This window comes from Bradyrhizobium rifense (genome assembly GCF_008123425.1).
Taxonomy (GTDB): domain Bacteria; phylum Pseudomonadota; class Alphaproteobacteria; order Rhizobiales; family Xanthobacteraceae; genus Bradyrhizobium; species Bradyrhizobium rifense.
This window is the reverse complement of record NZ_VSSS01000014.1, coordinates 49,064-68,651: the sequence shown is the minus strand read 5'-3', so window position 1 is coordinate 68,651 and position 19,588 is coordinate 49,064. Positions and strand designations below refer to the sequence as shown.

Annotated in this window: 13 protein-coding genes; 3 read left to right on the top strand and 10 right to left on the bottom strand. The window is 60.8% G+C overall.

The genetic code is table 11. From position 1 onward, the window contains the following. Positions 1 to 55: 55 nt before the first annotated feature. A complete protein-coding gene (locus tag FXB40_RS07530; protein WP_148771576.1) occupies positions 56 to 865 on the bottom strand; it encodes an SDR family oxidoreductase in 810 nt (269 codons plus the stop codon). An 80-nt stretch (positions 866 to 945) separates the two neighbouring features. Then, positions 946 to 1,950: an inositol 2-dehydrogenase gene (gene iolG, locus FXB40_RS07525; protein WP_148771575.1), complete on the bottom strand. Its 1,005-nt coding sequence runs from the start codon at positions 1,948 to 1,950 to the stop codon at positions 946 to 948. Between the two features lie 224 nt (positions 1,951 to 2,174). On the opposite strand from iolG, the gene FXB40_RS07520 reads away from it, so the two are divergent. Then, positions 2,175 to 3,047 carry a MurR/RpiR family transcriptional regulator gene (locus FXB40_RS07520; protein ID WP_148771574.1) on the top strand — a complete coding sequence of 291 codons (873 nt, stop codon included), beginning with the start codon at positions 2,175 to 2,177 and terminating at the stop codon, positions 3,045 to 3,047. An 83-nt stretch (positions 3,048 to 3,130) separates the two neighbouring features. On the opposite strand, the gene FXB40_RS07515 is transcribed toward FXB40_RS07520, so the two are convergent. From FXB40_RS07515 to iolD, 4 genes are all read right to left on the bottom strand, one after another. Beyond that, on the bottom strand, positions 3,131 to 4,201 hold the full coding sequence (locus FXB40_RS07515; RefSeq protein ID WP_148771573.1) for a Gfo/Idh/MocA family protein: 1,071 nt from the start codon (positions 4,199 to 4,201) through the stop codon (positions 3,131 to 3,133). Positions 4,202 to 4,249: 48 nt separating this feature from the next. Next, a complete protein-coding gene (locus FXB40_RS07510) occupies positions 4,250 to 5,224 on the bottom strand; it encodes a Gfo/Idh/MocA family oxidoreductase (protein WP_148771572.1) in 975 nt (324 codons plus the stop codon). 96 nt (positions 5,225 to 5,320) lie between these two features. Next, positions 5,321 to 6,220: a myo-inosose-2 dehydratase gene (gene iolE, locus FXB40_RS07505; protein WP_148771571.1), complete on the bottom strand. Its 900-nt coding sequence runs from the start codon at positions 6,218 to 6,220 to the stop codon at positions 5,321 to 5,323. 6 nt (positions 6,221 to 6,226) lie between these two features. Further along, positions 6,227 to 8,098, bottom strand: coding sequence for a 3D-(3,5/4)-trihydroxycyclohexane-1,2-dione acylhydrolase (decyclizing) (gene iolD, locus FXB40_RS07500; protein WP_148771570.1), 1,872 nt, complete (start codon positions 8,096 to 8,098; stop codon positions 6,227 to 6,229). Positions 8,099 to 8,271: 173 nt separating this feature from the next. Here iolD and FXB40_RS07495 point away from each other — a divergent pair, with 173 nt between their 5' ends. Further along, entirely contained in the window at positions 8,272 to 9,417 is a 1,146-nt protein-coding gene (locus FXB40_RS07495) for a Gfo/Idh/MocA family protein (RefSeq protein ID WP_148771569.1), read from the top strand. A 427-nt stretch (positions 9,418 to 9,844) separates the two neighbouring features. Here FXB40_RS07495 and FXB40_RS07490 read toward each other — a convergent pair whose 3' ends face one another. From FXB40_RS07490 to FXB40_RS07475, 4 genes are all read right to left on the bottom strand, one after another. After that, on the bottom strand, positions 9,845 to 10,996 hold the full coding sequence (locus FXB40_RS07490) for an OpgC domain-containing protein (protein WP_148771568.1): 1,152 nt from the start codon (positions 10,994 to 10,996) through the stop codon (positions 9,845 to 9,847). A gap of 213 nt (positions 10,997 to 11,209) precedes the next feature. Next, positions 11,210 to 11,746 (bottom strand): hypothetical protein, encoded by a 537-nt coding sequence (locus FXB40_RS48680; protein WP_210352134.1) that lies wholly within the window; start codon positions 11,744 to 11,746, stop codon positions 11,210 to 11,212. A gap of 119 nt (positions 11,747 to 11,865) precedes the next feature. After that, on the bottom strand, positions 11,866 to 13,590 hold the full coding sequence (locus tag FXB40_RS07480; protein WP_246207435.1) for a thiamine pyrophosphate-dependent enzyme: 1,725 nt from the start codon (positions 13,588 to 13,590) through the stop codon (positions 11,866 to 11,868). A 115-nt stretch (positions 13,591 to 13,705) separates the two neighbouring features. Then, the gene (locus FXB40_RS07475) at positions 13,706 to 16,615 is read right to left on the bottom strand and encodes an ATP-binding protein (protein WP_148771565.1); all 2,910 of its coding nucleotides are present in this window, start codon (positions 16,613 to 16,615) and stop codon (positions 13,706 to 13,708) included. A 217-nt stretch (positions 16,616 to 16,832) separates the two neighbouring features. Between FXB40_RS07475 and FXB40_RS07470 the strand changes: the two genes are divergently transcribed. Further along, on the top strand, positions 16,833 to 19,583 hold the full coding sequence (locus FXB40_RS07470) for a winged helix-turn-helix domain-containing protein (RefSeq protein ID WP_148771564.1): 2,751 nt from the start codon (positions 16,833 to 16,835) through the stop codon (positions 19,581 to 19,583). Positions 19,584 to 19,588: the final 5 nt, after the last annotated feature.

Below are 19,588 nucleotides of genomic sequence, written 5' to 3'. Positions count from 1 at the left end.
GCGCGATGCCATACCCGCGCCTGCACATTTCAGAAAAAGCCTCTGCCTGAATTTCTCAGAGCGGCGTTTCGGGCTGCGGTGACGTATCGTACGCGCCCCAGATACTTTGGTCGAAGTTGATCGTGGCTCCCGTCATCATGCCAGACTCATCACACGACAAGAACGCGACGGCGCGCGCCACCTCGATGGGATTGAGCAACCGACCAAAGGGTTGTCGCGCGGCGGCTTCCTCGAGCCAGTCCGCAGTACGGCCGTGAAAGACCTGCTGCGTATTGAACTCGCCTTCCGAGGCCATCCATCCAATGTTGAGACCATTCACTCGGATGCGATTGCGCAACAGCGCGTGGCCCGCATTTCTCGTCAGAGTGTCAAGAGCCCCTTTCGATGCGCAATATGCAGCTATGAAGGATTGGCCACCCATCGCCGACATCGACGAGATGTTGACGATCGTGCCCTGCACCCTGTCGCGACGCATGAGTTTGATCGCGTCCTGCATGAGGAAGAAGGGCGCGCGCGTGTTGATGGCGAAAATCTTATCGAACAATTCGGGGGTCGTATCGATGATCGTGCCGCGACTCGTGTCACCCGCGGCGTTTACCAGGGCGTCGACGCGCCCGAAGGCTCTGTCCGCCTCAGCCACGACTCTGGCGCAATCCTCGATCTTTGTGAGGTCGGCGCGCACAAATACGACTGCTGCGTCTGTCGCCGCGGCGATCGCGTCGGCCTTCGCTCGGCCCTTCACCTCGTCACGACCACACGTTACGATGCCTTTGGCACCACGCTCGGCAAAAAGTTTGGCGATGGCGGCACCGAGTCCCTGCGTACCGCCGGTGACGATCGCGATCTTTCCATGCATCGACGTCATTCAAGTTTCCCAACGGTTGGTGAGGGCGCTGCTGAGCTTGCCTCCCCTGCTCGACACCCGCAAGCAGGCCCCATTCAAAGTCATCCGATATCGCGGACCTCAACCTTCTTGCCGGTCCTGGCAGACTCGACGGCAGCCTCAGCGAGCACGAGTGCGCGGTAACCGTCGTCAAAAGTCGCCTGGGTCGGCCGACCATCGCGAATAGCCGCAATAAATGCCGCGATCTCGGCTCGGTAGGCCTCCGCGTAGCGCTCGATAAAGAAGTTGAGGTAGGGCTCGGCCGCATCAGTCATGGTCGATCCGTAGAGCTTCAGCTCGTGCGCCTTCTTGTTGTCAGAGATGATCATCCCCTCGCTGCCAAACAGCTCGATCCGCTGATCGTAGCCGAAGCTTGCGCGTCGAGAGTTGTTGATATGGCACAGCTTTCCATCAGCACTGCGCATGATCACCATGATGGAGTCGAAGTCGCCAAACTCGGATCCGATGGTGGGATCAACAAGCGCGCTGCCGGTCGCGAAGACCTCGGTCGGCTCGTCGTTCAGCATGAAACGCGCCACGTCAAAATCGTGGATCGTCATGTCACGGAAGATACCGCCCGAGACCGCAGTGTAACCTCGCGGCGGCATGCCGGGATCGCGCGACGTGATGACGACTTGCTCAAGTTTCCCGATCTTGCCCGCTGCACAGGCGTCGCGCGCGGCCCTATGCCCGGGGTCAAAGCGGCGATTGAAGCCAATCTGAATTGGTACCTTGCAACCTTCGATGGCCTTGCGGCATGCTCGTACCCGATCGAGACTGAGATCAATCGGCTTCTCGCACAAAATCGCCTTGCCGGCCTTTGCAGCGAGCTCGATCAGATCGGCATGCGTGGCAGTTGACGTCGCGATCAGAACCGCGTCGGCCTTATCAACGGCATCTTCCGCACTTGTGCTTACCGTGCAGCCATTTGCTCTGGCGACCGCCTCGGCAGCAGCTACGTTCGGATCGAATACCGTCTCCAGGCGTGCGCCGTCCGCCTGGGCTAGATTCTGAGCATGCATGACGCCGATGCGCCCGCATCCGAGCAATGCAAATTTGATCGCCACCGTTCCTCCCGCCGACACATGTTCGATTTACTTGCAAGAGTTATTGCAGATGTGCAAAACTGTCAATAATTGTTCTTTGGCGTCGTCGATGATTCTGCGCCACCACGATGTTCGTGCGAGGCCACGTGAGTCCCCTGGGTCTTAGTCCGTCGTCAACGGTCAGGCTCCGAACGGGAACGACGTTGTCGGCATTCGCGATGAAACCAATAGTGAGAGCACCTTAAATGCAGGACGTGAAGACACCGGAAGACTATGAGGAATTGATCCGTGTCATCCACGATCGCCATGATGACATGAGCAAGTCTTATCAAAAGATCGCCGTTTATCTGACCCAGAACCCGAATGATGTCGCGGTCCTATCGGTAAACGCTATCGCCGATCGCTGCGGCATCCATGCCTCAAGCTTCGTGCGCTTCGCCCAGTCACTTGGCTATGAAGGTTTCAAGGAGCTTCAAGCCTTATTTCAACGGCGCCTGTCAACCGCCGCCCCGGGTTTCGAGGCACGCATCAAAGCTCTCGACATCGAGTTGGGCGCCCGCGCTGATCGCAGCGAAGTTGGTTTCCTACGCGACCTGGTGGTCCGTGACATTGCCTCCCTCCAGGACATGCTCGCGGACATTTCGCCGAAAGCTCTCTCGGACGCGGTGACCCTCCTTGAAAAGGCCGATTCCGTTTTTCTGATCGGGCAATTGCGTTCGGCACCCGTCGTCGAATTCCTTCGCTACATATTGACCATGCTGAACAAGCGCTGTGTTTTGCTCGACGCAGGCGGCGGACTCGCGACACATATCGCGCGCACGATCCGCAAGAAGGACGTGCTCCTGGCGGTATCGTTCCGGTTCTACGCAAACGAGGTCGTCAATGTCGTGGACGAAGCCGGACGCAATGGGATTCCCATCATCGCGATATCGGACAGCACACTGTCTCCGTTGGCAAAGAGCGCCCGCGTCCTGTTCGCGGTTCCAGAGCATGAGTACACGTTTTCGCGTTCCCTTGCCGCTCCGATGTGCCTTGCCCAGGCCTTGACAGTGGCGCTGGCAGCAAGACTACAGAAGAACGACATCAATCCGCGGATTCCAACAGTTACCGGTCAATAGAACAACGCGAGCTGACTTGCGGTAGCTCGTCACGTTCTCGACTTTCGTCATCCGGCAAGGGGCGCGCAGGGCCACGCAGCGCCTCATAAAACCAGTCGTCGATCGGTTGCAGGGGTAAGTCGCACCATGTCGGGCGTTGGATGGCGGCCACGTGGAGGAGATGTAATGGATTGTGGCTGTCCAGTCAGGCCGGCTTTTTCAATTGCGACCAGCGCGCGCAAGTCCGCCAAGCCCTCCTCACCATCAGCCTCGGGCGGCGTTCCAGCCATGATGCAATCTGAGAAGTATTTTACCTGCGCACCAAAGTGGTCGATCTGCGGAAACTGGGTTTCTCGGACATCGCCGTCGCGGCGCAGGCGCAGCTTTGTTGCCGTCTCGAACCTGAAGCCGGGGTCGAGTTCGAGATCGCCCGACGTTCCGACGACCCGATAAGTGTCGACGGGGGCGGCCCCGAAGCTGGCGACGAATTGCGCCAAACCGCCTGAAGGAAAACGCAGCAAGGCTGCGACGGACGCCTCCACTTCGCGAAAGCGCGGGTCATCGATCGGCCGGTTCACCATCGCCATTGCCTCGATCGGCTCTTCAGCAAAGATGTGACGAGCCGCATTGACGCAATAAACGCCGAGATCCTGTAGCGGCCCACCCCAGCTCGCGGCTTTCAGTCTGTGGTTGCCTGCCGCTGCCTGGAAGCTGAACATCGATTGAAAGAAAAGCGGTTGGCCGATCGCACCGCTGCGGATGTGCTCGAGAACCGCGACGGTTCCAGGTTCATTGTGGAGCCTGTAGGCCGTCATCAGAAACACGCCGGCCTCACGCGCAGCGGCGATCATGGCGAGCGCATCCTGTTCGCTCGTAGCCAGCGGCTTCTCGACCAGGACGTGCTTGCCGGCCCGAGCGGCGCGAATTGCGTGGTCTGCATGCAAGTCGTTGGGCAGAGCAATATACACCGCGTCGATCTCAGAGCTTCCTAGAAGGGCATCGTATCCGTCGTAGTCGACGATCCGGCCAACACCGTAGAAATTCGCCAACCGGGCGGCCTTGTCCCGATCGCCCGTCACGATCGCGCTGACCTTTGAGTTTTCGGACTGCGCGACCCCTGGCAGAAAGGCTTGTTGCGAGATCCAGCCCGCGCCGACAACTGCATACTTGATCATCGTTTCCTCTCCCGGGTCTCGCGTGCAACGGCGTTCGCTTGCTATCGGTCAGTCATACAAGGGAGGACGCGGTCCATATTTCAGGGTTGCCACACCCCCTCCGGCGAGGGCCCCGGCGATTTGCTCCGCGATGGCCGAGGCGACATAGCCATCCCATGCGCTCGCTCCGACTGAGGCACCGGCTTTCACTGCGCTGACCCAATCAGCCATCTGCCTGCGGTATGCCTCTTCGAACCTGGGCACCCAATTGTCCGGATACGAAAGACCACCAGCTCGATCTCTGTTCAGCAGCGTCAGCGATGCCGGAGCCAGCGATATCGTGCCTTGCCGACCTACCAGCTCCACATGGACGTGATAGCCGTAGCTGGCGTTTACGAAAACCTCAGTCGAAACAAGCTCGTCCTTGTCGGTTTTCATCGTGATCATGAGGGGTTCGCCGCCCGGCCCCGCCGCCACGCGCGCAGAAACCATCTCCGATCCCAGGAGCCAACGGCTCGCGTCGATCTCGTGGACGAACGAATTCGTGATGGCCATCGGACCGTTGAACCAATCCGGCGCGCGAACGTTGCGGTGCACGTTGTGCAATAGCACGGACCCACCCAAGGAACCGGCGTCTTTGACGCGCTTGATCTCCCGATAGCCGGGGTCAAACCGGCGCATGTATCCGACCTGAATGAGCTTACGACCCAAACCGACTTCAGCCTTCACCACCTCCAGGGCATCAGCCGCTGAAGACGCCAACGGCTTTTCGCAGAGAACCGGCTTGCCCGCCGCGATGCAGGCGCGTGTTAGCGACGCATGTGTTGAGTCGGGAGATGCAATCACGATCGCGTCGATCTGATCCGACGCGATTAACGATTGAGGATCGGAAAAGACGGTTGCTCCAGAGGCAACTGCCTGCGCCCGGGCCGCGTCCGCATCAAAAATCCCCGCAAGATGAGCACCGGGGGTCTCGTGCCGGAGTATCCGAGCATGCTCGGCGCCCATCACACCTGTCCCGATGACTCCTATTCCGATGCTCATTTCACCTCCACCCCAACCTCGTGCCAATATTGCCCCGCCGATCCAGGGCAAGACCTGAGCGGTTCCTGGAATGCGGCGACACCCGATCCGTGCGGTTCATGGCACGACCTCATAACCGGCCGACGCCATCAGGCGGATCAGTTCCGCGTGCCCTTTCCTGGCCATTTCCAACGGCGGACTGATCTTCGGGTCCTGCTCCGCTTCGACGACGAACCACCCCTCGTAGCCATAGGACGCGAGACGGGCGATGATCGCGACAAAGTCGAGCGAGCCGTCGCCCGGTACAGTGAACGCCCCTTTCACCACCGCGTCGAGGAAACTGTCTCGCTTCCGGTCGAGCTTTTCGATGACGCTGCTGCGGACGTCCTTGGTATGCACATGGCTGATGCGGGAGTGATGTTTATCGATGACACGCAAGACGTCGCCGCCGGCAAAAGCCATGTGGCCGGCATCGAACAACAGCGGTAACGCCTCTCCCGAATTCGCCATAAGCAGGTCGAGTTCAGCTTCGGTCTCGATCGCCGCAGCCATGTGGTGATGGTAGGCGATCGGCATTCCCTGCCCCGCACACCACTCAGCGAAAACCGTCATCTTGCGTCCATATGCCCTGACTTCCTCCTCGGAAAGCTTGGGTTTGGTATCGAGCGGCGCGGAGCGAACCCCCTGGATCGAACGCGCAGTTTCGCCGTAGACGATGCAGGGCGCCTTCGCCGCAATGAAGAAGTCCATCTGGGCACGGATGCGGTCTTTTTCCCGTTCGATGTCGCCGTCGAGCAGAAGGCCGGAGAACCAGCCACCGCACACGGAAATGCCAAATCGGGCGAGTATCGGCCCGAGTTCCTCCATGTTCATGGGGAAGCGCCGACCGGTTTCCATTCCCGTGAAACCGGCGACACTCGCCTGGTGTAAGCACTCCTCCAGATTCACGTCATCGGACAGCTCGGCAAGATCGTCGTTCCACCAGGCAATGGGGGCAATTCCAAGTTTCGCTTTCATGGCTCATCACACTCCGATGCGCTGTTTCGCGCGGATAGCTTCTTGTTGCTTGCGCGCATCTCGAACCGTCGCGCGCGAGGATATTTCGGGCACGCCGACATCCCAGTCGGCGTCGCCAGGAACCCACGAATAGGCGTCCGAGGCGATCGAAAGCACCGTGGTGCGATCGTTGCCTTTGGCCCATTCGAGTGCTGCAACAAGGTCGGCGAGGCTCTCGCAGCGCCGTGCAGCCGCCCCCATGGACTCGGCGTGCTTGGCAAAATCAACGTGAGGAGGATTGTCGCGATTCTGAACTCGACAATCGGTCAACAGATTATTGAAGCCCGGCACGCCTTTGAATTGTTGTAACCGGTTGATCACCGCAAACCCGCCGTTGTCACAGACCACAACGATCATCTTGTGACCGCTCAGAACCGTCGAGTAGATGTCGGAGTTCATCATCAAATAGGTGCCGTCGCCGACCATCACGATGGGCGTGCCGCCGAGCCCGCCGGGCCCGGAATTGGCCATCGCATGGCCCCAACCAGCGGCGATCTCGTAGCCCATGCAAGAGAAGCCGAACTCGAGATCGAAGGTATTCGGCGCCTTGACGCGCCAGCCCTTTGCCACTTCACCCGGGAGGCCGCCGGCCGCTGAAATCAAGGTATCTCTGTCGCCGGCGGACGCATTCACTGCCTGGACTATCTGCGCGTAGGTCGGCACCGGAGCATTGCTGGCGGCCTGCAATGACTCGAGCAGCGCGTCCCATTCCCTAAAGAGCATCTGGGCACGCGTCATGTGGGCTGGGTCGACGCGCCACGCGCCGAGCTCCGCGTCCAGCTCTGCAACCGTCTCGCGCGCGTCGCCCACCACCGCCAGCGCACGATGCTTTACCGCATCGAACCTGGCCGCGTTGATCGAGATGAAGCGCGCATCCGGGCCGAAAGCGGTCCATGAGCCCGTCGTGAAATCCTGAAGACGCGTTCCGATCGCAACGATCACGTCGGCTTCGGCTGCGAGCGCGTTCGCCGACGTTGAGCCGATAATTCCGATCGGGCCCGCATGCGCCGGGTGAAAGTGGGTCACGGCGCCCTTGCCGGCGACGGTCTCCACAATAGGAATTCCGCGCTTGACCGCGAAATCCGCGACGACATCTCCCGCCAGCGAGTAGCGTACGCCGCCGCCGGAGATGAGGATCGGCTTCTTCGCGGTCTTGAGCAGCGCGACTGCTTCCGCGAGTTTCTGACGATCGGGACGCGCCCGCGGAATGGTCCAGGTTCGAGACTCGAAGAAGGCCTCGGGGTAGTCGAATGCCACCTCCTGGGTGTCCTGAGGCAGAGCGAGAAAGGCCGGGCCACAGTCGGCCGGATCGAGCATCGCGGCCACGGCCTGCGGGAGCGAAGAAATGATCTGCGCGGGATGGGTGATCCGATCCCAATAGCGCGTAACCGCCTTGAAAGCGTCGTTCACCGTAACGGTCGGGTCGCCAAAATGCTCGACCTGCTGAAGAACCGGATCCGGTAGCCGATTGGTGAACGTATCGCCAGCTATGAGAAGAAGCGGCAAGCGATTTGCGTGAGCTGTTCCCGCCGCCGTCACCATGTTCAGAGCGCCGGGGCCAATGGACGACGTCGCTACCATGATTTGCCGCCGAAGCTTGGCCTTGGCAAAACCAACGGCTGCCAACGCCATCGACTGCTCGTTCTGCCCGCGCCATGTGGGCAGACGATCCTGCACCGCCTCCAGCGCCTCGGACAGGCAGGTGACGTTCCCATGACCAAAAATACCGAACACGCCGGCGAACAGGGGCGCGCGAACACCTTCGATTTCGGTGAACTGCTGAGTCAGCCATCGCACCACGGCCTGGGCCATTGTGAGTCGGATTGTGGCGCCGGTCATGTAGTCTCCTCCCTCGACGATTTGTGAGGAACATAACCTCGCGCATCGAATATTGACAATCATATTTTTTCGCAACAATTATTGCCAATGACGGTAACGTCAACGACATTCCGCGCTGGACTTTTGCGCTGGTCGCCTCAACTCCGACCTCATCATGAACAGGGAATTCCGACATGACCAAACCGAAGCTTCGCATCGGTCTTATCGGTAGCGGCTTCATGGGCAAGGCGCACGCTTTCGCTTACTCCATAGCCGCGCGCGTCTTCGACCTGCCTTTCGAGCTGGAACTGCATACGATTGCGGATATCAGCGGCGAGGCGGCGGTGAGAGCAGCCTCGGCCCTGGGCTTCGCGCGCGGGACCTCCGACTGGCGCTCGCTCGTGGTGGACCCAGCCATCGACGTCGTGAACATCACCACGCCCAACGCGCTCCACAAGGAAATGGCCCTGGCTGCGATTGCCGGTGGCAAACATGTCTACTGCGAGAAGCCACTGGCTCCGCTTGACACAGACTCCCGCGAAATGGCCGAGGCCGCTGAAGCGGCCGGTGTAAAGACACAAGTCGGTTTCAATTACCTTTGTAACCCGATGCTGCAACTCGCGCGCGACATGATCGCCGCCGGAGAGCTCGGCGAATTACGCGGCTACCGCGGAGTCCACGCCGAAGATTACATGGCAGACAGCGCTGGGCCGTTCACCTTCCGGCATGATCCGGCTGGTGGCGGCGCGCTGGCCGACATTGGCAGCCACGCATTGGCAACGGCCGAATTCTTAGTGGGTCCGGCCGCTGGACCGATCACCCGGGTCATGGGAGATTGCGTGACGATGATCAAGGAACGTCCCGACAGCAAAGGCGGCCGGAGGCGTGTCGAAGTCGACGATGTCGGGCGAGCCTTCCTCCGTTTCGCGAACGGTGCCTCCGGCTCGATCGAGGGGAATTGGATTGCGACCGGGCGGAAGATGCAACACGACTTCGAAGTCTATGGAACCAAAGGCGCCCTCGCCTTCAGCCAGGAACGATTCAACGAGTTGCACTTCTTCTCGACCGATGACCGCCGTGGCCGTCAGGGATTCCGCCGGATCGAGGCGAGCCCGGACCATCGGCCATACGGCCTGTTCTGCGTTGCGCCGGGCCATCAGCTTGGCTTCAATGACCTGAAAGCGATCGAAGCTGCAGGGTACCTTGATGCTATCGCTGGACGTCAGCCGGAGCCATTCAACTTCCGCGCGGGCCTGCGCATCCAAACGCTCGTCGAGACCATTCATGCCTCGAGTCGCGCGGGAACATGGAAGGACGTTCCTCGACAAATTCCCGATTGAAAGGGAGCGACGCCTAACCCAACGTACAGGCTCCAGAGCAGGAGCTTGTGGTGTCAGTGCTTCAGGTCACCGAATCCGTCATGGGCGTCCCTATACCGCCCATATAAGACGACAAACGCCTTCCTCTCGAATTCAAACGCCTTCGAGCTCATCTACTGCGCAAGCATTTGCCAACGGTGGCGATGGAGACAGAAGATGATCTACCCGGCTCTGGCAAGAGATCCGAAGAGCTTGGCCCGAAAGGCTGCTTTGGCCATATTCCGGTTCCTCCTGGGGAATGACGGCCCGCGCATGCGATACCGCCCCGAAGCTCACTACATGCGGGGGCCGGGCCCGAAATGGCGGCAGAAGCACGGCCTGGATCGATCCATGAAATCGTGAGCGCTTCATCGCAAATCGTGTTTGCAAACTCCGCCCCGCGCGACGCTCAGCCTGCCGCCACAACGGCCGGCTTGGCCTTCGGCGCCTTGTCGACGCGCTTCGACCAGGAGCGGTAGTACGCCAGCGCGGTCATCATCAGGATCCCGACAATGCTGACCACGATCTGCATCCAGATCGCGCCGGAGACCTCGACCAGCACGACATGTGCGGCAAAGGACAGGAATATCCCGGCGCAAAACACTTCGAGCGACTGTTGACCGCATTTGATTGCGGGCCGAAAGATCGCCCATTCCAGCGCCGGCCAATCGCGTGGCAACAGACGAACGACGAAGAACGCGAACACGACGAAGTGCAGCAGGCGATAAGGCGCGAGGTTGGTCTTGTCGTTCGGATTGAAGGCGCCATAGATCTCCGGCGGGATCAGTGCCCGTAGTCCGTCAAACCGAGCCGCCATCGTCATCACCAGAGCGAACAGAAGATAGCCGATGCCGAGCACCAACGCGGTCCGCGACCGGATGAACGGCATCGCCTGCCCCGATCCGCCAAGCGCAAACCAGGCCCCGAACGTGAACAGAAACTGCCACGCGAATGGATTGAAGTACCAGAGGCCGGTTGGATAGGCCGAAACGTTCCAGCCGAAGTGCCTGGCCGCCAAATAGAGCACCCCCGAGGCGGCCAGGGTCATATTGGGTCTGCGCAGCATCAGCCAGAGTATCGGCGGGAAGACGCCCATCAGCACGATGTAAAGCGGCAGCACATCCATGTTCACCGGCTTGAAGCGAAGGATCAGCCCCTCGAACAGGAACTGCGCAGGATTTGCCAGGAAGCCCCGGATGTTGAAATCGTCGGTGAAACCGGAGTTGCCAGATCTCTGCGCAACATATCCGATTTCGGCGAGATAGAGCACGAAGAGGAAGACGTGGGCGACATAAATCTGCCAGACGCGCTTCAGAAGCCTGGTCGCGCCAATGACAAACCCGCGTTCGAGCATCATCCGCGCAAAGACGAAGGCGACCGTGTAGCCGGAAATGAAGATGAAGAGATCCGCGGCATCGCTGAAGCCGTAGTTGCGCGTTGTCACCCAGTTCACGATGTTGTTGGGGATATGGTCGAGGAAGATTCCCCAATTTGCCACACCTCGGAACAGGTCCAGCCGGAGATCCCGGCCTTTCGTCGGCAGCGTAGCGAGAATCTTCATCGTCAACGCACCGAAGCCTTGCCCATCTCTTCCACCGACGATTTGCCTGCGCAGCGCCGGGATTGCGGCGTCTAGAGCCCGCCCCCCCAAGCATTGCGACATGGTCGCCATCAGCGTAGCGACCCCATGACTGCGCGTATTGGACAATTGTGCGCATGTTGGATGTGAGGTCGGCAGAACGACAAGGACGAGGCTGGCAGAGCAGCCCGACTTTCAATTTGTCTCTGGAAAATGCCATTCGGTCCATGAGTCACGACGCGCGAGGCGATTGCGCGAGGCAGGTCTCGATAGTGCGCGCCTGTCCATCGGCTCAAACCAGCAGCACGCCTCGGCCGGTCCCTGGAGCTCATTGGGACTGCGAGCTCTTGCCACACGAACCGATGGAATTGCCCTGGACCTCCTGTGCCTGGTTCGCACGGGTGGATGCTCGGCAACGGCCGGTCGAACATCCGGCTTCGCCGCCGCGTCGGCCTGAGGGGCGACGACCGGTTGATCCGTCCTGTCATCGGGCAGACGCTCGACCAAGTCGCGGGCCGGCGCCACATCGATGGATGGGGAAAAAAATGTCGGCTGGCTGGTATCCAAGACGACCTTCTCCGGCCATTTGCGCTCGGATGCAATCCGGATGGCGGCCGCGCCGGTGCTGTTCGGCCGATCGGAAAACCTGTCCGGCAGCTCCGGCAAAGACCAGCCGGCTATCAGCAGAAGAACGGCGAGTGCGCCCCCGACGACCGCAAGATATTTTGCCATGGGCAAAGCCGATGGCTGCGGCGGTTTCGGCAATCTCGATCGACCCATGACGGCAATGCTCGGCCGCTCTCAGCGCCGTGCGGCGAAGCCACAGTGCTGCTGAGGGACGGCGACCTCGACTAGAGGAAATTCTCCTTCACCATTTCCCAGACGTCGCCTCCGCGACCGTGCAGGACGGCACGAGCGGAATAGAGCGCCATCCCGATTGCAGGCTCGACCTGCATGAATGGCGGCATGACGAGCTGCATCGGGTTGACGTGCACGTGCAGAAGCGCCGGTCCCGGTTGCGCCAGCCAGTCCTTGACTGCGGTCTCCAGCTCGCTTGCGTCCGAAACGGTCTGGCCCCAGAGACCCAGCGCACGCGCAACGCCGGCGAAATTTGGATTCTTCAACTTCGTGAAGGTATCGAGCATGCCTTCCGCCTTTTGCTCGATCTCGACAAAGCCAAGCTTGCCGTTGTCATAGACGGCAATTTTGATGGGCAGTTCCTGCGAGACGACCGTCATCAGGTCTCCGAACAGCATCGAAATTCCACCGTCGCCTGCCATGCATATGACCTGGCGGCCGGGTGCTGCCTTCTGGAGCCCGATGGACGACGGCATGCCGTTGGCCATCGTTCCATGAAGCAGGCTGGCGAACATGCGGCGCTGCCCGTTCGCCTCGATATGGCGATAGGCCCAGGCAGCCGGGGTGCCGTCATCGGCGGTGAACAACGCATCCTTTGCCGCATGGCGGCTGATCACCTGAGTCAGATAGCTTCCGGGAATACTGCCATCGTGGCCGGCAGCAACCTTGGCCCGTTCGGCTTCCCGATATTTCGCATAGCGCTTCACATACGCGCTTCGGAACGAGGCGTCGGTGCGCTCGACCAGCTTCGGCAGCAAAGTCTCCAGTGTCGCCTTCACATCGCCGACGACACCCTTCGTGATCGGATGACGCCGTCCCAGATGGGTCGGGTCGATATCGACCTGTACGATCTTGGCCTTGTCCGGGTAGAATTGCCGCCAGGCAAAGTCCGCGCCCAGCATCAGCAACGCGTCGCAGTCCAGCAAGGCGTGGTACCCGGCCTCGTTGCCGAGCATCCCAGTCATTCCAATGTTGTAGGGATTGTCAAACTCGAGAAAATCCTTGGCCCGTGACGTATGCGCAATCGGCGCCTTCAGCCTGTTGGCGACTGCGAGAATCTCCTGATGCGCCCCCTGACAGCCTGAGCCGCCGTACAGGACGACATTTTCACTCGTGTTGAGGATCTCTGCGATCCCATCAAGATCCGTATCGTTCGGCCTGGTGACGGGCCTGGCGACGTGCACCGCATAGGGGATCTTGTCATCAACGCTCGAGGCGGAGATATCCGCCGGCACGATCAGCACGGCAACACCGCGTTTCGCCAGAGCCGTCTGGCAGGCGATCACCGTCTTCCGGCGCGCCTGTTCCGGGGTATGGATCATGTCGCAGAAGACGCTGCAATCCCTGTAGACCTGCTTGAAGTCGACCTCCTGGATGAAATCGAAGCCCAGTTCGTCGCGAATGATCTGACTTGCGATCAGGATCACGGGCGCACGATTGCGATTGGCCTCGAAGATCCCGTTGATGAAATGCAGGCTTCCGGGTCCGCAGCTGCCGGCAACTGCCGTCAGGCGATCGGCGAGTTGCGCCTCCGCCTGCGCGGCGAACGCTCCCGCCTCCTCGTGTCTCATCGATATCCACTCGATCTCGCTTTTCTCGAGGGAGCGGGCGATCAGATTGAGGGTGTCGCCGACGACGCCGTAACAATGCTTGACGCCTGCGCTTTGCAAGGTCTCGACAATGATATCCGCGACCAGCTTACCCATGACATAACCCATGCTGTGACCGTTCCTGCCACAGCGTGCACCCAACTGCGCTGCCGGGGCTTGGATCGGAATGCGAGGACTTGAACCCGCCTGCGCAGACGGCACACGGCTGCGGATGGCGCACCGTTCAGCCGACGTCCTCGGTTCCGGATTGGAGCTGGCCGAGCATCTGCACGGCGCGGGTCCGAACAGGAAATGAAATTCCGGCCGGCATTCGATCAAGACTCGCGCCGAGATATTCGTAAGCTTCCGGCATGCGATCCTGTTTCAGCAACAGCCCGGCCAAGTCCGTCGCGGCCTTCAATTCGAACAGGGTGGCGGACTGGCGTTTGGCCCAGTCGATTGCCGACAGCAGGCTTGCTTCGGCGCCGGAATGATCCTCCGCGGATCGAGACGCCAGGATGAGGCCTTTCATCCTGAACAGGGCGGGCATGTGCAAGAATTTGCCGGCACGCTGCTGTTGCGCGATTGCATTCACCGTGAGGGTCAGCGCCTGCTCATGCTCACCGAGGTCCGCAAGCGCGACGGCCAAATCGCAGGTAAAATCCATGTTCAGCATCTCATGATGCTGGGCGTGAAGCTCTTCCAGGGCCCTCTTCAACAATTGGATTGCTTCGCTGCGCTTGTCCTGAAGAAGCAGCCATTGGCCCTTCAGGCCAGCCGCTATGGCGCGATATGGCATCAGGGAATGCGCAACGGAGAGCTCACTCAGCTCACCAATGTACTGGTCCGATTGGCTCAGGTCCGCCATGGCCAGAAACACAGGAAGGATCAAGGCCAGGGATCGGCATAACGTGGCGGGGTTGCCTGACCTCTTGGCTTCCTCTCTGGCGCGCCTTGCATAGTCCAGCGATTGGCCGAGCAAGCCCCTGTACAGGAGAGAACGTGTCATGCCGACGAGCAGAAAGCTCGTATAGTGAAAGAGATATGGTTCCGTTCGGGGGCGCGGTCTGGACGCCAGGTGCCGGAGACCCGCTTCGCAATGTAGCTGTGTGGCAAGGTGATTTCCCGACAGATGTTCGGAGGCCGCCAGCATTGCTTCCGCCAGCGCCATGTCGTCGTGATTTCCCGTTGTCGACGCCAGTTTCCTGCTCCGGGTGGCGATCTCGCTCGCACCTCGGATGTCCATGGTCCAGTGCGAATACATGAAAAGTCCGCTGAGAACCCTCAGCTCGTGAGCGAGATCGCCCTGTTCGATTGCAATATCCAGCGCGTTCGCGAAAGCAGTCCGCACGCGTTGATCGTTGCTTTCCGTATGCATCAAGGCCAGCGGAATTGATGCAGAGATCTCCATGGCGAAGCGGGAGTATTGATGCGGACCTCCCAGGCCCGCCATTGCGCGCTCGGCCCATGCCTGGCATTCGATCAGCAGCGACAGCTCCAGAAACACCTGCGTGGAAGCGGCGGCCAGTCTCGTTGCCGTCTCGGCATCGCCGCGCGGCCCAAAGCTCCATTCGAGCGCCGCACGGACGTTGCTCAATTGGTCGGAATAAGCCGCGGCTTTTTCGGTGCCCGGCAGACCTGATAGAAACTCCCTCAGCGCTTCGAGATGTCCGGCGAGGTACTCCGCATGCCGGCCGAAGACCATGTCGACTTCGTCATGCTCCTCCAGTTTTGCCAGTGCGTATGCCCGGGTCGTGTTCGGCAGCCGATACTGCGCCTGCACGACATCGATCCGAGTTGTTATCAACGACTTCTCGACCAGCCCTGCGACGGCGTCGAAAATGTCCTCGGCGGCCACACCGGGTTCTCCGGCAACAGACCGCGCGGCATCGAGAGTGAAATGTCCAACGAAAGCAGCGATGCGTCGAAAGACGATCCTCTCTGCGTCGGACAGCAGATCGTAGCTCCAATCCAGGGTCGCCTTGAGCGTCCGATGTCTGGCGACTGCCGTCCGATGGCTCAGTCTCAGCAATTCCAGCCGGGAGACCAGGAGGTCAACCGTGTTCTCCAGGCCAAGGGCGGCGACCTGCCCCGCGGCCAGCTCGATCGCCAGCGGAATCCCATCCAGCTTTCGGCATATGTCCGCGACGAATGGCGCCTCCTGGTCGGAGAGAACGACACGACCTGCTCGCATTGCCACGCGCCGTACGAACAACTGCACTGCCGGATATCGCAGCACTGCATTTGCCGTTTGCTCCGAATCGCCTGGCGGAAAATCAAGAGGAAGAACCCGGCAGCAATGCTCACCCTCGACTTTCAACAATTCCCGGCTCGTGGTCAGAACATGAATCTCTTCCGTTTGCTGGTAGAGTTGTTCGGCAAACGATGCGACCGCCTCGATCACATGCTCGCAGCTGTCGAGTATGATGAGGAGCCTCCGCGACCGGATGAGGTCGACCAGCTCCGGGCCTGGGTCTTTCGATTTGAGTGAAAACCCCAGGGATGTCGCAACGGCCGCGGCAACATGGTGCGGATCGGTGACACTTTCCAGATCGACAAAAAATATCTCCCTGCCGAACGCCTCGGCGACGACGCGGCCGACGGCCAGAGCGATGGCTGTCTTGCCGATGCCGCCGGGACCGAGCAGTGTCACGAACCGATCTTTCAGAAGCCTGTCGCCGACCTCAGTGACGAACGTCTCGCGTCCAATCATCATGATCGGTCGCACCGGAAGCCCGGCTTGATGCCGGGACCTGGCGGCCCTGCTTTCGGTGGCGCCTTCAAGGGAGGCCAATGTGCCGACGAAGGAGTAGCCCCGTCCCTTGATGTTTGCGATGTAGCGGTTGCCGAATTGGCCGTCGCCAAGCGCCTTGCGGATCGCGGCCACGTGGACCCGGATGCTCCCCTCCTCGACCGTCACGTCCGGCCAGACGTGATCGATCAACTCCTGCTTTGCGATCACCTTGCCCGGTCGCTCCGCAAGGTAGATCAGGATCTCGAGGGCCCTGCTGCCGAGGGGCAGCGCCACGCCGTCGCGCCGAAGCGCCCTCTCTTTGCTCGAAAGCTCGAAGGGGCCAAACCGCAGATTTCCACGAGGCTCGTCGTCAGCCATGGCTGTTGGCACGGGCTTGGGGTGCTTTTCCTGGATGTTCATTGCTCCGCGCGAAACCCAAGCGTGCGTTCTTGATAGACATCAGCTTGCTTTCGGCTCCACGCGCGGATCTGAAGGGACCAGCACGCGGCGACCGGCGTGCGGACTGCACACAACCGACAATGCCCGGCGCTTCCCTCTCGCTGACAGAGATCGTACACTTTCGCCATTGTTTGCATCCCCCGAATGGGGGGAGGACCGACGTGGTTAGGGGGAGCCCTTGATTCAGCCGCACTCCAGCCATCCGGCTCATGGAACGGGCCCCTTGCCCGGCGGGGGACAGCTGCCATTTCTCGCGACCAAGATCTTGCCGGCACGGTTCGGCGGGCTGGTCGCGCGCCCCCGGCTCCTCGCCATCTTGTCCGAGCTTCTGGCCAAGCGACTTGGCGTCATCAAGGCTCCGGCCGGCTTCGGCAAGAGCTCACTGGCCGCCACCTGGGCCGAGACGCTCGAGCAAGACGGCAATGCCGTTGCGTGGCTGACGATTGATCCGGACGACGACGAGGCCACTCGGTTTCTGTTTTACGTTTCGCAGGCCCTGCACCACGCCTGCCCGGGCGTCGGCGCCGGCGCGATCGGGCTGATTCTCGAGAACAATCTGATCGACCCAACGGCGATCCTGTCGAGCCTGATCAACGATCTGGCCGAGATCGAGGATGATGTTTACTTGTTTCTCGAGGACTATCACTGGGTCAGCGCTTCCCGCATCCATCAGACCGTTGCGTATTTTCTGAAGCACGCACCGTCCCACTGTCATGTGGTGCTGACGACGCGTACCGAACCTCCGCTGCCGCTCGCGACCTTGCGCGCTCAGAACCAGCTGATCGAGATCGACGCCGAAGCGCTGCGGTTCGACATGCAGGAGACAAAGGCATTTCTGGACGGCACCAAGCCCGGGGTCCTGGAAATCCCCGACGTCCAACTCCTGCAACGCAAGACCGAAGGGTGGCCCGCGGCGCTTCGAATTATCTCCTCCATGCCTTCGCAGTCCGGATCCGGTCTAAGAGAGTATGTCCACAATCTCTCGGGTTCGCAGCGTCCAATCGCCACCTACCTGACCGAGATGCTGGATGGGCTCCCGGCCGAACTGGTCGACTTCATGTTGCGAACGGCCGTTCTTGACAGGCTCTCCGGCCCCCTGTGCGAGGCGGTAACGGGCTCGAGCTCGAGCCGCATAATCCTGGCATCCCTTGCCCAGCGCCAAATGCTGCTCACGCCACTCGACAATGACGGTGTCTGGTTTCGCTATCACACGCTGCTTGCCGAGTATCTGAGACAGCGGCTGGAGGCGGATCGCGGCCTCGAGATTCCTGAACTGCACGGGCGTGCGGCGCTATGGTATGCCTCTCATGAATTGTGGACCGAGGCGGTTCAGCACGCGATTGCGGCCGGCGCTTCCGATCGTGCGATCGGCTGGATCAACAATTGCGCGATGGCCTTGATCAAGCGAGGCGATCTCTTCACCCTTCTGGAATGGCAGCGCCAATTTCCCGACGAACTCATGCGAGGACAGTGCGAGGTCCGGTTGGCGATCGCCTGGGGATTGGCGCTCGCGCTTCGCTTTGAGGAGGCCCTGAAGCTCGCGGCCGACATCGAAGTCGATATCGCGGCAACGCCACTGCCCGATGGCAACTTGCTGTGCGAATGCCAGGCGATTCGCTCGGTCGCCATCGCGCTGAAGGATGACAGCGAGAGCCCGCTGCCTCTGGCACAGGATTGCGTGAATCGTTCGTCCGATCCCTGGACCGCGAACGTCGCCTCAAACGTCGTTCGCTTCAGTCATATGAAGGCGGGCAACCTCAAGCAGTTCCATGCAACACCCTGGATACCCTATTCGGTCGAGGAGGATCGCAGAAACGTATTTGCTTCGGTGTACCGACACTGCCTGAACGGGCTCGCAGAAGAGCGGCAGATACGTCTGGCGGCGGCAGACGAGCACTACCGCGAGGGTTTTCGGATCGCCGAGCAGGATGTCGGGCCGAATTCGGTTGCCGCGGCCTTGCCCGCAAGCCTGATCGCGCGAATGAAGTACGAGCAAGGCCTGCTCGATGAGGCGGAAGCCTGGGTGATCGATCGCGTCCCGCTGATCAACTCGGGGACGATGCTCGACTGCGTGTGGAGCACCTATTTCGTGATCTCCCGGGTCGCCGCGGCGCGGATGAACTTCGAGCGGGCGCGCACTCTGTTGGAGCGCGCCGAAAATCTCGGCGTCGCGCGGGATTGGGGGAGGCTCTCGGCCGGCGTGATCGCCGAGCAGGCACGGCTCTATTTGAACGATGGCCGGCTGGATGAAGCCGCCGCCTGCGTCGATCGCCTCGAACGCCTGGCACTCAAATACCCCGCACCGAGGCCTGGCGCCTGGTCGGAGATTGGATGGTACCACAGATTGACCCGCGCTCATTTGCTGGGCCAGCAAGCTCGCCCGGACGAGGCCATTTCAATCCTGCAACAATTGCAGCACGAAGCCGAAGCCATGGAACACCGTCAATTCCTGATCTGCATTGCGATCCGTCAGTCGGCAGTTCAGCTCAGCGCGGGCAAGGCCGCGGAGGCTGTGAGCCGGTTTCGTCGCGTGCTTGCCGCGTGTGCGGCGGCCGGTCTCTATCAGACCGTGCTCGACGAGGGGCCAGCCATTTCAGAGCTTCTCCGGGCGACCCGGGAGGGAGGAAACCTCAAGGCGGACCTGATCCCCTACGTCGATCGTCTCGCGACGGGCCTCCAGCGCGCACGACAGGATCGCTCGGCGCCGAGTTCGAGCGCACGGATTCTCGGCGCATTGAGCCGTCGCGAGACCGACATTCTCACGCGGATCGCGGATGGATTGTCAAACAAGGAAATCGCCCGAAGCCTCGATATCGGTCCCGAGACCGTGAAGTCGCACCTCAAGAGCGTTTTCAGCAAGCTGGGTGTGGAGAAGCGCGCGCAGGCCGTGTCACGCGCGCAGACCCTGGGCATTGTCACCACGCGATAACGCTT